This window comes from Streptomyces sp. NPDC053755 (assembly GCF_040677675.1).
Taxonomy (GTDB): domain Bacteria; phylum Actinomycetota; class Actinomycetes; order Streptomycetales; family Streptomycetaceae; genus Streptomyces.
Genome location: NZ_JBFASK010000054.1, coordinates 17,029 through 29,405, shown reverse-complemented (window position 1 = coordinate 29,405; position 12,377 = coordinate 17,029). Strand labels below are relative to the sequence as shown.

At 69.0% G+C, this 12,377-nt stretch carries 11 protein-coding genes and 2 pseudogenes; 3 read left to right on the top strand and 10 right to left on the bottom strand.

The annotated features are described in order from the left end of the window. Positions 1-77 precede the first annotated feature (77 nt). Positions 78-223: pseudogene (locus tag AB0K65_RS30665) on the top strand (transposase); the annotation flags it as partial. A gap of 268 nt (positions 224-491) precedes the next feature. On the opposite strand, the gene AB0K65_RS30660 reads toward AB0K65_RS30665, so the two are convergent. The 6 genes from AB0K65_RS30660 to AB0K65_RS30635 all read right to left on the bottom strand — a co-directional run bounded on the left by AB0K65_RS30660 (position 492) and on the right by AB0K65_RS30635 (position 6,338). Continuing rightward, positions 492-1,346: a caspase family protein gene (locus tag AB0K65_RS30660; RefSeq protein WP_365722271.1), complete on the bottom strand. Its 855-nt coding sequence runs from the start codon at positions 1,344-1,346 to the stop codon at positions 492-494. Positions 1,347-1,711: 365 nt separating this feature from the next. Continuing rightward, positions 1,712-2,089: a tail fiber domain-containing protein gene (locus AB0K65_RS30655; protein WP_365722269.1), complete on the bottom strand. Its 378-nt coding sequence runs from the start codon at positions 2,087-2,089 to the stop codon at positions 1,712-1,714. Beyond that, the gene (locus tag AB0K65_RS30650) at positions 2,083-2,286 is read right to left on the bottom strand and encodes a hypothetical protein (RefSeq protein ID WP_365722267.1); all 204 of its coding nucleotides are present in this window, start codon (positions 2,284-2,286) and stop codon (positions 2,083-2,085) included. Before AB0K65_RS30650 ends, AB0K65_RS30655 begins: the two co-directional genes overlap by 7 nt. Before the next feature lie 272 nt (positions 2,287-2,558). Then, positions 2,559-3,812 carry a hypothetical protein gene (locus tag AB0K65_RS30645; RefSeq protein ID WP_365722265.1) on the bottom strand — a complete coding sequence of 418 codons (1,254 nt, stop codon included), beginning with the start codon at positions 3,810-3,812 and terminating at the stop codon, positions 2,559-2,561. Beyond that, complete coding sequence (locus AB0K65_RS30640; RefSeq protein ID WP_365722263.1) at positions 3,809-5,569, bottom strand: hypothetical protein; 1,761 nt, start codon at positions 5,567-5,569, stop codon at positions 3,809-3,811. The genes AB0K65_RS30645 and AB0K65_RS30640 overlap by 4 nt, the downstream gene beginning before the upstream one ends. Before the next feature lie 13 nt (positions 5,570-5,582). Then, on the bottom strand, positions 5,583-6,338 hold the full coding sequence (locus AB0K65_RS30635; protein WP_365722261.1) for a hypothetical protein: 756 nt from the start codon (positions 6,336-6,338) through the stop codon (positions 5,583-5,585). A 742-nt stretch (positions 6,339-7,080) separates the two neighbouring features. Between AB0K65_RS30635 and AB0K65_RS30630 the strand changes: the two genes are divergently transcribed. Further along, a complete protein-coding gene (locus AB0K65_RS30630) occupies positions 7,081-8,313 on the top strand; it encodes a sialidase (RefSeq protein ID WP_365722259.1) in 1,233 nt (410 codons plus the stop codon). Positions 8,314-8,453: 140 nt separating this feature from the next. Beyond that, the gene (locus AB0K65_RS30625) at positions 8,454-9,662 is read left to right on the top strand and encodes a chromosome condensation regulator RCC1 (RefSeq protein ID WP_365722257.1); all 1,209 of its coding nucleotides are present in this window, start codon (positions 8,454-8,456) and stop codon (positions 9,660-9,662) included. 68 nt (positions 9,663-9,730) lie between these two features. Here AB0K65_RS30625 and pcp read toward each other — a convergent pair whose 3' ends face one another. From pcp to AB0K65_RS30605, 4 genes and pseudogenes are all read right to left on the bottom strand, one after another. Continuing rightward, positions 9,731-10,378 (bottom strand): pyroglutamyl-peptidase I, encoded by a 648-nt coding sequence (gene pcp / locus AB0K65_RS30620; RefSeq protein WP_365722255.1) that lies wholly within the window; start codon positions 10,376-10,378, stop codon positions 9,731-9,733. A 56-nt stretch (positions 10,379-10,434) separates the two neighbouring features. Beyond that, entirely contained in the window at positions 10,435-10,713 is a 279-nt protein-coding gene (locus AB0K65_RS30615; protein WP_365722253.1) for a hypothetical protein, read from the bottom strand. Between the two features lie 339 nt (positions 10,714-11,052). Further along, positions 11,053-11,453, bottom strand: a pseudogene (locus AB0K65_RS30610) (transposase); the annotation flags it as partial. 480 nt (positions 11,454-11,933) lie between these two features. Then, positions 11,934-12,275 (bottom strand): hypothetical protein, encoded by a 342-nt coding sequence (locus AB0K65_RS30605; RefSeq protein ID WP_365722251.1) that lies wholly within the window; start codon positions 12,273-12,275, stop codon positions 11,934-11,936. Between the last annotated feature and the right edge of the window lie 102 nt (positions 12,276-12,377).

Here is a 12,377-nt window from a genome sequence, read left to right as displayed (position 1 = left end):
GACGTATCACTGCACCATGATCCACCAGCCGTGATCATTTGAAGACACTGCCTAGGTCCTGTCTGATAATTGATCTTGTGCTGGGTCGTGGTGAGTTGACGGATGCGGCGTGGGGTCGGATAGCGCCGTTGTTGCCGGGTGTTGCCGGGTGTTGCCGGGTGTTGACGGTCGTGGGCGGCCGTGGCGGGATCACCGACAGGTGATCAACGGGGTGTTGTGGCGGTTGCGGATACACGCCCTAGCAGCACTCCGCACCAACGGCTCACATCGACTTCGACAGGATGGCGGCCGCCTCCCTGTGCAGGCGTGCGAGGGCCTGACGACGCCCCCCCGAGCCCGCTCGGCCGGGCCGGGCTCGTGCCGCGTACGTCCGCAGGGCGGCGGCCGGCGCCGGGCGGGTGACTGTGAAGCCCTGGCCGCGATCATCTTCGTGGCGACGTTGATGGGGATATTTGGATGGAGCCGGTACGGGACCCTGGCTGCAGGTCGGTTCAGGAGATGGCGAAGGGTGTTTGGGCGAGGAAGGAGGGAGTGGACTTGCCCGTCTGGTAGAGATTGGGGGACTGGTAGAAGGGCATGGCTTCGGTGATCTGCCGGTGGAGGGTGGAGTAGCTGCCCTGGAAGGCGCCGTTCTTCCAGGTCTTGAGCATGGTCTCGGTGAACAGGCCGTGGGGGCCCGCACCGTCGCTGGAGGTCTGGTTGTCCTGGCAGCCGGAGACCAGCAGGACGTCGGCCTTGATGTCCTGGAGATCCAGTGCTGGTACGGAGCGCTGGATCTCGTCGTAGATCTCTTGGTCGCGCTGGTAGTTGCGGAACGACACGTCCTGGGGCAGCGCTCGTACGCGGGCGCGGACCTCGGTCCGGTCGCTGGTGTCGAAGCCGCGCTCGAGCTCGGCGTCGTTGAGGAAGAGGGAGAGGTCGCGTGCGACGGTGCCGCTGTGGCAGCTGTCGGAGAGTAGAAGGATGCGTACGTCCTCGGTGAAGGTGCCGAAGAGATGGTGGAGTTCGTCGTCGACGAACTGGCGGTCGTAGAGGACCCAGGTCTCGTCGCGGCGGTCGGGTTCGTCGCCGTTCTTGTCGGGGACCTGAGCGCCGTGGCCGGCGTAGGTGAGGAGGAGGATGTCGCCGGCGGAGAGCTGGGCGGCGGCTTCCTTCAGTGCGGCGGTGACCTTCTCGCTGGTGGCGTCCTTGGTGAGCAGCGTCGCGAGGGGGGCGAACCGGTTGGCCTTGGCGAGCTCGGTCATGGCCAGGGCGTCGTTTTCGGGGTTCTTCAGCTCGGCCTTGGTGCCGTAGCGGGTCTCGTCGATCTCGTTGATGCCGATGTGGATGGACAGCCCTTGGGGCATTGTGCTTCTCCTGTGCGGGGCCGGCCCTGGTGTCAGGGCGTGGGAACGGTCGTGGGGTCTGGGCTGGGGGGCAGTGCAGGGAGGGCCACGGCGACGGCCAATTCCGCAGCGTCCGCCGGATCCTGGCGCCCGCGGGGGAGGCTGTGGTGGGCCTAGGTCGTCATGATGACGACGGGAGGACGCCCGCGGCGGCGAGGTCGACGGGTGCCTGGCCGAGGCGGGCGGGATCATCCGGGAGGGTCCGTCGTGGAGCACTGCCGCGGGGGAACCGGCCCCCGAGGCCGGCGGGCGGCGTCGGGTGATGCGGATGCGGAAAGATCCACCGCTCCGGGTTCCCCGCGGTCGTGGTGTGCTGTTCAGTGATGTCAGCGGTGCCCTTTGGCGGCCGTGAGGCGGGCGACCTCTGCTCGTAGGTCTGCGATCTCCGCGCGGCTGTCCTGGAGGAGCCGGTGAAGGGCCTGAACGCACACGAGGGCGACGCCGTTGGTGTCGACCGGGCTGATGGTCCTGTCGTCGCCGCCGAGGCCGAAGGCCTCCCACCAGTCCTGGGCCATCGGGCCCAGATGGCGGACCGTGTCCGGCCCGGCTCGATAGCGCCAGGTGCTCACCGGGAGGTCGACGACTCTCTGCAGGATGTCGAATCCGTTCAGCGGCGGGCAGTCGGCGACGACGGGCGCCTGAGGCGGGGCAGGTCTGCGGTCCGCCGTGTCGGCGGACCGCAGACGGTCGGGGTGGACTACCACGCCACCGCCGCGATGTCCGTCTTCAGCGCGCTGTCGGAAGCGATCGCACCGCGGTCTCGCGGCGGCTCGTCGTCGCCCTCGTCGTGCCCGCGGACGGAACGCGCCTTCTTGGCCGCCTCCTCCTTGGCCTTGTCGCCGGCCTGCTGGCGGGAGTGGGTGTTCTCTTCCTCGGGGATCTCGTTGGGCGTGTCAGCCATGACGAACCTCCTTCAATCCGGTTTCGGTCAGGTCGGGTCGGTTTGCCCCAACCCCCATGAAAGCTACGCACCGTGAGGACCCGATTCCAGCGGGGTGTGAGTACGTCACTCGAACAGGGGAGCGCATTCGACGGCCGTGGCCGGCGGTGACCGACTGGGGGGCGGAGTGCGTTTCGGCCGGGCCTGTCCGGGGGTGCGTGGGGCGCGTGGGGGCGCACTGCGCGGTATCTCCAGCAGTGTTAAGGAGATGGTCCGTTGGAGGGATTCCGGTCCTACGGCAGGGCTGCCGTCCCGGGCGGCAGGGGGACCACGCTGACCGAGTCGGGCGTCGTCCCTGCCGCAGGGGCGGGGAGCTCGTACAGGCCGGGGGCGGACGGCAGAGGACGTGCCGTCTCCTTCACGCCCCTGGGTTCGAAGGCGCTGTCGCTCGCGCGCGGTCGCGGTCCTGGCTGGGGGTCGGCGGCGTTCTTGGAGGGACGCACACCGATGCACTGGCCGGCGTCGGTGTAGGTCTGGGCGATCAGCGAGCTGGCGTTAGTGGTGGAGGGGCTGTTGACAGTGATGTTCTCCACCGACGCCCTGCCCGAGCCCGCGCTGTCGTTGACGCGGAGTGTGCCCTGAGTGCGAACCATGGCGTTCTGGGCACCGAGGGTGAGGATGTCCTTGGGTTTGAGGGTGATGGTGTACATCATCCGTTCCTGAACGCTCTGGGTGAGCTCGCGGCCGGCGGTCAGACGGAAGGCCGCGGTGAACGCCTCCTTCACCCCGACGTGCAACTCGTCGTGACCGGTGACCGATCCCATGGAGGAGGAGGTCACCTCGGTCTGGGTCTCGGCGGAGTTCTGCGTCTGGCTCTGCGTCTCGGTGTCGTCGACGATCTTGCCGTGCTGCTCGTCGTTGGGACCCTTGTCCTTGGGTGCGGTGTGGTGCGTCTGCCCGGACTCCTTGGACTGCTTCTTGGTCATCGTGCCGGTGACGGTGGTGGTACCGGTGTTCTGCAGCCGGGCGGATTCCGTGTGCTCGGCGTGGTCCTCGCCCCAGACGGTCTTGTCGACCGTGCCCTCGTGGGTCCACGAGCCGGAGATCTCGCCTTCGACATTGTCGGTGATCGAGGAGGTGAGGGTGACCTCCCGCTCGACCACCATGTCGGCGTCGGAGCAGTTGACGATCGCGCTGCCGACGTTGGTGACGGCGCTCAGGTACTCGGTGGGGCCCTGGGCGATCCGGAAATGGCAGTTGGCACCCTTGCACGAGCGGAGCACGTCCTTGACCGGGACGGCACGCCCGTTGCGCGTCGCCTTGGGAGCCGGCATGTCGCCGACGACGGACACCGGTCCGGCTGCGGGTACCGCAGAGGGGGCGGGGGCCTGGTCGGCCTGGGCTGGGTGGGTGGCGGTGAGCACAGCGGCGAGGGCGAGGGTCAGCGCCGTAACGGGCAGGGGCGCGGACCGGCGTACGAGTCGGTACACGGACCTGCGCCGGGCGCAGTCGGCTGGGTCGGCGGTCGGAGTCGTGAGGCGATTCATGAGACGGCTCCTCGCGGTGCGGGTTGGACGGCGGGCGTGGCCGGTACCTGGGTGAGGGGCTGGAGCCGGACCGTCTTGAGCCCGCCTGGTGCAGGGGAACGGGGGCCGGAGGGGACGGAGACTTCGGCGCGGAAGCCGGCAGCGGGCGCGGCATGGAAGGCCGGTGCGGGCCCGGTGTGGGCGGAGTGCTGCGTGGTGCCGGCCGGGGTGGGCAGGCCTGCGGCGCCTGTCGCGTGGACGGGTCCCGGAGCGAAACCCGGTGCCTGAGCGTGGCCTGCGGCGGGCCCGGGAGCCGCGGCGTGCCCGGGCGTACGGGGCGCGGTGGAGCGGGGGTCGGAGCCGGGGTCCACGCCGCCGTTGTCGGGGGTGACCCGCAGGGGGCGCTCGGTCAGGCAGTGCCGCTGTTCGTCCTGGGTCATGGGGCCGGTGCGCTGGTAGAAGCGGTCGGGGACCCGGTTGGAGGGGTAGTCGAGCATGGCGTCGATGCGGACGTTACCGCTCCCGCGGAAGGTTCCCTCGACGCGCTCGCGAGAAGCCTGCACCTCGTACCAGCTGGCCTCGCTGGGCTGGACCGCCTGGTCGACCGTCTTGTCCACGGTTCGGGTGGTGGTGAGCGGGTCGGTGGTGTTGACGAGCCTGGTGTTCCCCTGGAGCCGCTGGAAGCCGGCGGCCGCCTGCTTGAACATCTCGGGGAAGGCTTCTTGGAGGTTCGGTGATCCGGCGCCCTTGTCGTCGGCTCCGCTGTTGGCGAGGTTCTGGTCGACCTGGGCGGCGTTCTTGAGGTGACGGAGCTCCTGGGTGATGCTGTCGAACCCTTCCTCGGTGTAGCTGAGGGTTCGCTTGTCGGTCTTCTGGTTGCGTGTGCAGTTGATCGCCGCGTATCCGACGACCCGGACCTTGGAGTAGTACTGGTAGGAGTAGTCGGGGTCGGCGGTGAACCGGCAGGCGTTGACGCCCTTGCACGACTCCAGGGCGGTCTCGAGCGAGATCTCGTCGTCGCCCTTGTAGGCGTGCCAGGGCATGTCGTTCTGCTCGATGTAGTGGTCGACGGCGGCGGCCTGCTGCTGTGCGGTGACGGCGGCGATGAGCGGGCCGCACTTCTTCTCCTCGTCGCCGCTGCCGGTGGGTTTCTCCAGCGACTCGAAGGCGACCAGCGGGTTGTCCTCCGCAGCCGTGAACTCGAAGACCTCCGCCTCGGGGGTCCACGAGCCGTCACCGGTCTTGTTGGGGGGCTTGGTGTAGCCCTCGGTCCGGTACTCCTGGCTGTGGTGGACCTCCCGGTCCGCGGACGGCTTGCCGTCGACCCCGTAGGGGACGGGCTTGTAGGTGCTGACCTTGTAGCGCTGGCCGTCGGCGACCCTGTCCGGGGTGCACGTCGACAGGGTGGAGGCGGAGTCGTGGAAGCTGACGCGGACCTTCGCGCCGGCGTTCACCCTCCACAAACGCTGGCGCAGTACGCCCGGGCCGGTGCTGTCGTTGAGGGAGACGGCCTGCCGCTTGTCGGAACGTCTCGCGAGCGGACCGGAGAAGAGCATGACGTCTCTCCCGGACCATTCCTTGGGGACGGTCTCCTGGCTGGCCTCGGCCGTGGCTGACAGCGCGGGAGCGGAGAAGTCGCCATTGGCGACGTCTGTCTCCCGCCACGACCCGTCCGGAGCGGGAGCCGGGGCCGCGAGCGCGGGCATGCAGGAGAGGGGCAGGAGAAGGGCACCGCCCAGGACGACAGCGGCGGGAAGACGCAGGGACGTGACACGCACGAGCGGACTCTCCTTACTGGGGCGGGTCGGACGGGAGGCGAGTGAGCGTGCCGACCGGTGTGACCGTGGGCTGCTCGTTGTCCTCGGCGGACTGGCCCGACAGACAGTTGCTGGTCGTCGGCTGGAACTGGTATTGGTCGGGGCCGTAGAAGGAGATGTGCTGGGAGAAGATCCCGCACATCTGGGCGGAGGCCTGCTGGGGAGAGGCGAAGCGGTCCTTGTTCGCCAGCATGTCGACGAACGTCGCCGTCGACGTCAGGTCGGTCTGGGTGGCCTGCCCGTCTGTGGCGTACTTCGCAAGGCAGCCGGCCGTGCCGGGCGGGCAGTCCTCGATCTCCTTCTGGTTCCCTTCGCGCGCCCCACAGCCGGACGGGTTGGTGCCGCCGGCGCCGCACGGGTCGGAGTTCTGCACCTCCGGCTGCTCGCCCGGCGGGGAGGCGGGCATGTCCATGGACGGAGGGGACGGGTCGCCCGGCTCGGGTGCCACCGCCGACCAGAGCGCCCGCAGGGCCGCCCAGGGGCCGGCGGCAACACCCTCGGGCCCGATGGCCGTCCTCGACTGACGTGCCTGTTCCAGGAGCCAGGGCGCATACGGCCACGCTCCCGGTGACTGTGTGGCACTGCCGAACTCCCCGGCGGCCTGCGCCGGGCGCGGCGGGGATCCGGGCGCCTGCGGGGTCAGCGCCTGCGCGGTGACCGGGGCCGCGCTCAGGAGCATCCCGGCCGCGACGCCGGTGACGGACGCCCTGACCCATCGTGCGTAGAACATGCGTTTCTCCCATCGACCAACTGTTTGCCGGACACATTCTGTGGAGCCCGGGTGCCCTCACACTGAATTTCCGGGCAGGCCGCACAGTTGAAGAAACGTTTCTCCGGAATATCGTTCGGCAGGGGCGCGCACGCGGCGCACTCTTTGCGATCGAAGGAAGATCCACTCCCGCACCCAATGATTCAATTCTTCATATCGCCGTATGGGGTGACAGAAACATTTCTGCGGGGAATGGTGATCCTGCTCCGTACGAGCAACTGTGAAGTTCCCCTACTACCGCTGCAGTTCACCGGATCGGACCCCACAGGGCGTGTCCGCACGCAGCCTGCCCCGCGGAAACCACCCACTCACCTCATCGGAGGTACACCCCCGCGGCCATGCGCCCGGCGCGGAGCAACTCCCCGACACCGGTGCGGCTTTCACCCGGCCGCAGTACGCGCCGGACCTTTCGCGCCCCACCCCCGCCCCCGGGAAAAGCCGTGCAAGCACGGCATCCTCACCACAACGGCCGTCAGACGCACGGGTTTCCCCAGAGCGGAACGAATTCCTGAATGCGCCCCGCTGAGCGGGCGACCGGCGATGGAGTGAGCCCACTCAGGAAAGGTCGCGGGACCGCCGCCCCTGGGACAGGCTGCAAACGTCGTACGGCCGTTCCCCTGCGCTCGGCCCCCCCCGGTGACGCCACCCGGCTCGCCCCCGGCCGCGGAACCGGCTACCCCCCCATCACCCCTGAAGGAGCGCCATGTCCCGTGCAGCGCACCGCATCACCGTCGTACGCCTGGTGGCCATCGCCGCGACCACGGCCGCCCTCGCCATGACGGCCACCCCCGCCACTGCCGACGAGATCCAGCCCACCGTGATGACCTGGGGCGCCGGAATCGTCGGCCAGCTCGGCAACGGCACCATGACCGACAGCGCGACCCCCACCGCCGTCACCGACCTCCTGCGCGGCGACATCAAGAAGATCGCAGCCGGCGGAACCTCATCGGAGAACGGCTTCGCCCTCGCCCTCGCCAGCAGCGGCGGCACGGTCAGGTCATGGGGCCACAACGCCTCAGGACAGCTCGGCAACAACACCCACGCCGCCCAGACGGTCCCGGTCAAGGTCCCCAACCTGCCCCCAGTGACAGACATCGCGGCCGGCGGAGAGCACGCCCTCGCCCTGGACGAGCACGGCCAGGTCCACTCCTGGGGCGACAACTCCTACGGCCAGCTCGGCAACGGCCGCACCGGCGACAACCGCAGCGTCCCCGCCCGCGTCCAGGGCATGCCCAAGGTCACCCAGATCGCGGCCGGATGCGACTTCAGCCTCGCCCTGCTCGACAACGGCAAGGTCTACGCCTGGGGCCGCGGCATCTACGGCCAGCTCGGCAACGGAAGCAGAGAGTCGAGCTCCGTACCCCGCCAGGTCACCGGCCTGCCCAAGGTCGCCAAGATCGCGGCCGGCTGCCACCACGCCCTCGCCGTGACCGCCGCGGAGGAAGGCGAGGACGCAGGCAAGAGCGTCGTCAAGGCATGGGGCTACAACATCTACGGCCAGCTCGGGAACTCCTCCACCGCCTCGTCCACCAAGCCCGTGGACGTCGACTGGCTCGAGGGCGTCTCCACCATCCACGCGGGCGGCTGGCACAACTACGCCGTCCTCAACGACGGATCCGTCTGGGGCTGGGGACACAACCAGTACGGGCAGCTCCTCGACGAAGACGAGAACTTCGACGGAGAGGTGTACCGCACCAACCGCACCGCCCCCATCGAGATCCTGCAGCTCAAGAACCTGACGAAACTCGCAGCAGGCGCCTACCACGGTGTCGCCCTCAAGGACGACCACGTCTACACCTGGGGCCAGAACGCCGACGGCCAGCTCGGCAACGGCAACACCACGGACAGCCACACCATGCTGAAGGTCCTGCAGTCCGACTCCTCCACCACCGACGTCACCGCCTCGCTCGGCGGAAACACCACCTACGTGCACTGACCTGCACCGGCATCAGCACGGGGTGCGGCTGTCCCGCCCCGGCTTACGAGGCCGCTCCCCGTCCCCCCCGAACCGCAAGGAACACTTCCACACCAGCGCGAATCCGTCCCCGCCCGCGCCCTTCCCCACGAGGTACTCCCATGACCCCTCACCGTCGCCTGAGCACCACGCTCCTCGCCTCCCTCTCGCTCACCGCCCTCGCCGTCCCCGCCGCCTCGGCCGCCGCCACCGACCCCTGGGTCCGTACGTGGGGCGCCAATGCCGTCGGCCAGCTCGGCAACGCCACCACCACCAGCCAGCCCACACCCGGTGACGTCACCGGTCTCGCGCGTACCGACGTACGCAAGCTCTCCGGCGGCGGCGACGACGACACCGGCTTCGCCGTCGCCCTCCTGTCCGACGGCACCGTCAAGAGCTGGGGAGCCAACGCCGGCGGTCAGCTCGGCAACGGAACCACCACCGACCAGTCCGTCCCGACGACGGTCGCCGGCCTGTCCGGCATCAGCGCCGCCGACGCCGGCAGCGACCACGCCCTCGCCGTCCGCAAAGGCCGCGTCCATGCCTGGGGGAGCAACGCCAAGGGCCAGCTCGGTAACGGGCTCACCGAGGACGGCGAGAAGGGGATGAAGAAGACCCCCGTCCTCGTCCAAGCCCTCGACGACGTCAAGGAAGTCGGCGCCGGCTGCCAGTTCAGTGTCGCCCTGCGGCAGGACGGCACCGTCTGGACGTGGGGAGACGGAACCATGGGCCGCCTCGGCACCGGCCCAAGCAAAGACGACGAGACCGCCAACGAAAGCCGCAACACCCCCCAGGAGATCCAAGACCTCACCGACGTCACCGACATCTCCGTGGGCTGCAGCCACGTCCTGGCCTTGACCGTCGACGGCACGGTCAAGGCATGGGGAGAAGGCACCGACGGCATGCTCGGCAACGACGCCGTCGACCACGCACTCGCACCCGTGGACGTCAAGCTCCTCAAAGGCGTCAAGACCATCTCCGCCGGCACGCACAACAGCTTCGCCATCCTCCACGAGGGTGACGTGAAGGCTTGGGGCAAAAACGACGCCGGCCAGCTCGGCGACGGCACGACCACCAACCGCACCACGCCCGTACCCATCGACAAGCTCAAGGGCACCAAGAGCATCGTCGGCGGTGCCGACTTCACTCTCGCCGCCCAGCCCGACGGCTCCGTCCTCACTCTCGGCAACAACGACGCCTACCAGCTCGGCGATGGCACCAACACCCCCACCACCGCCCGCGACCACACCCCCGTCAAGGCCCTGCCGGCCGGCAGCGGCATCACGCGTGTCGCCGTCACCACCAGCGGCAAGTCCGCCTACGCCTACTGACCGACAGGCGGGAGGGCCGTCCCTGGCCGGGTACGGCCCTCCCGCCTACGGACGACGGTGGAGCGAGGTCACGCGATCGTCCCCCAGGCGACCTTGACATCACTGCGGTGCGCCGCCGCCGTCGACAGCACGACACGCAGACCGGCCGCCGTGGTGTCGACCGGCATGCACGGGATGCCGGAACCCGACACCGCGGGCATCTCCGGAGTGTGAGGCACATGGGCGAAGCCACCCCGGCGCTTGTTCCCCTCCTCGGCCAGCAGGTGCATCAGCCCGTAGAAGACGTGATTGCACACGAACGTGCCCGCGGACAACGACACGTCCGATGAGATGCCCGCATCGTGGACGGCCTTGGCGCACCGCTTGACGGGCAGGGTGGAGAAGTAGGCCGCAGGACCGTCGGGAACGATCGGCTCGTCCACCGGCTGCCGGCCGTCGTTGTCCAGGCCCGGGCTGTCGTCGACGTTTACCGCCACACGCTCGAGCGAGATGCCCCGGTAGGGGGACAGCCCCAGGCACAGCACGATCTCGGGGTCGGATTCGCGGACCGCCTCGCGCAGCGCTGGGATCGACCGGGAGAAGACGCACGGCAGCTGGACCGCGGTCACCTCCAGGCCCTGCGGAGGCTTGTCCTGCAGCAGCTGCGCCGCAGCCCAGGAGGGGTTGTAGGTGTCCTGCATGAACGGTTCGAACCCGGTGACCAGCACACGAGTCATGGGCTTGACACTCCTTGCGATGTGGAGGACGAGTGGGCTGCGACGGCGGCCCTGAGCTACTCGATGAAGACGCTCCCGCCGTTCATCGAGGCGTGACCGCCGGGCAGCACCCAGCCTTCGTGCTGACCCCAACACCCCTTGTTCGGATAGACGTACGCCGTCCGGTCGGTGTTGTTCGTGACCGTCACGAAGAACCCGCCCCCCGGATAGCACCCGTGAGGGTCCGCGTACGCCTGCCCATCGATGACGAGGACCCCGCTGGCCGCATGCGCCTGCGGAGCGGACATGATGGCAGCGACGACGAGGACACTGAGCGCCGCGATGAAGCGTCGCATGACACAAACTCCCTTCGAGAGATGGGTCTTACGCGCCACTCCTTCCAACCGCGCTCCACCCTTTACCGGCGCACTCACCCGACCGGCCGAGAGCGCACGAAGCACACGAAGCGAAACTTCCGCCCACGCAGCCCCAGGCGCACACCCGCGCGCAGAGGTGCACTCGCCTTCGACCTGCGGCGCCCCCACGACCATTTCCACCGCGCCGGGAACACGGCCGTGGGGGCCGCTATCCGGGCAGTGACCGGGCCGCAGCTGCGGCGCGGGGGTCTCTGTCACCGCACCCGCTCGCGTCCGTGTCGGGCGACTCAATTTTGGGGGTCGTATTCCTCCGTTGTTTCATCCCGGGATATCGCGTTTGGTCTGCGGTGTCGGGGCGCGCCAGGAGATGGTGTTCTCGCTGGTGAGGCGGCGGGTCATGGGGTCGGTCATGGCGATGTCGATCACGGCTTCGAAGCGGGTGGGCAGGGTTCCGTAGTCGCGTGCCAGGCGGCGGTGGAGCATGAGCCAGCCGTAGGTCCGCTCGACTGCCCACCGTTCGGGATCGGGGTGAAGCCCCTGATCTCGGTTTTACGGCTGGTGATTTCCCTGTCGATGCCGAGGGTTGCGGCGTGTTCGACGAGGTGCTGGCGGTAACCGCCGTCGCCCCGGACCTCCCGGATGCCGGGATGGCCGGCGGCCTGGTCCAGGAGCTGGGTCCCGGCGGCAGAGTCCTGCACGCTGACCGGGGTGACCAGCACCACGGCCAGGTGCGCTGCGTCGTCGAGCGCTTCTTCACCTGGCTGTACCAGCTCAAGCGGCTCCGCATCCGCTACAGACGACGCGCGGATCGGCATCAATCGCCCTGCCGCCGGCTCCGGCATGTTACCCCTCGCTGATCTCTCAGAAGGAAGTTCGCAGGCGGCGGAGGCGTAAAGAAGCAACGGACCCGCCAGAGGCAGAGGCGGGACGGGGGTAGGTACCTGTCGATGCCGCCGCGCGCGGACAGCTCGTTCTCGAAGCCACAGGCGGCCACGGCCATGAAGCCGCCACACCACACTGCCTCAAGCCCAGCCGTCAGGGCCCGCACCACCTCGGCCGGCGCTCCCGCGGGGGCCTCGTACTCCAGCACGGTCGGCCACTCCAGGCGGACCCCAAGCCGAGGAGAGAAGACCCGCGATCATTCGTAGGCGCACTCCGTGGAGCTTCCGCCGGTGCGAAGGGAGGGCAGCGCGATGGGTTCACCGGCCGAAGCGGCCCTTCTCGGGAGGCTCGGCAGGTACCGGCTCCTGCACGCGAACGAGCTCAGCCACACGGATGTTCAAGTGCTCGGTGTACGTGGTCGGTGACTTTTCACCCTTCGCCCAGGACGACTCGGTCAGCTCGACGAGCCAGCTCGTCGGCGAAGTGCGGAACACCAGCCGGCCGCACGGGTCGGAAGCGGCGCTGCCCCAAGGGGGGCGGGTACGAGTGATCTCCTCACCACGCGCAAGAGCCGCCTCCTCTCCGCCTTCGACGGGAATCTTGTCCACCAGGCTCCACTCCCCGTGCTTGACCCGCTCCACCAGCACGTACCAGCTCACAACCCCGCTCCTCCCCACTACGCCGAATAGCGCCGCGCTCGACATCCACCGCTTACTGGAGCAACGCTGGACGATCAGCGCGATCGTCCGCCGACGGAACCT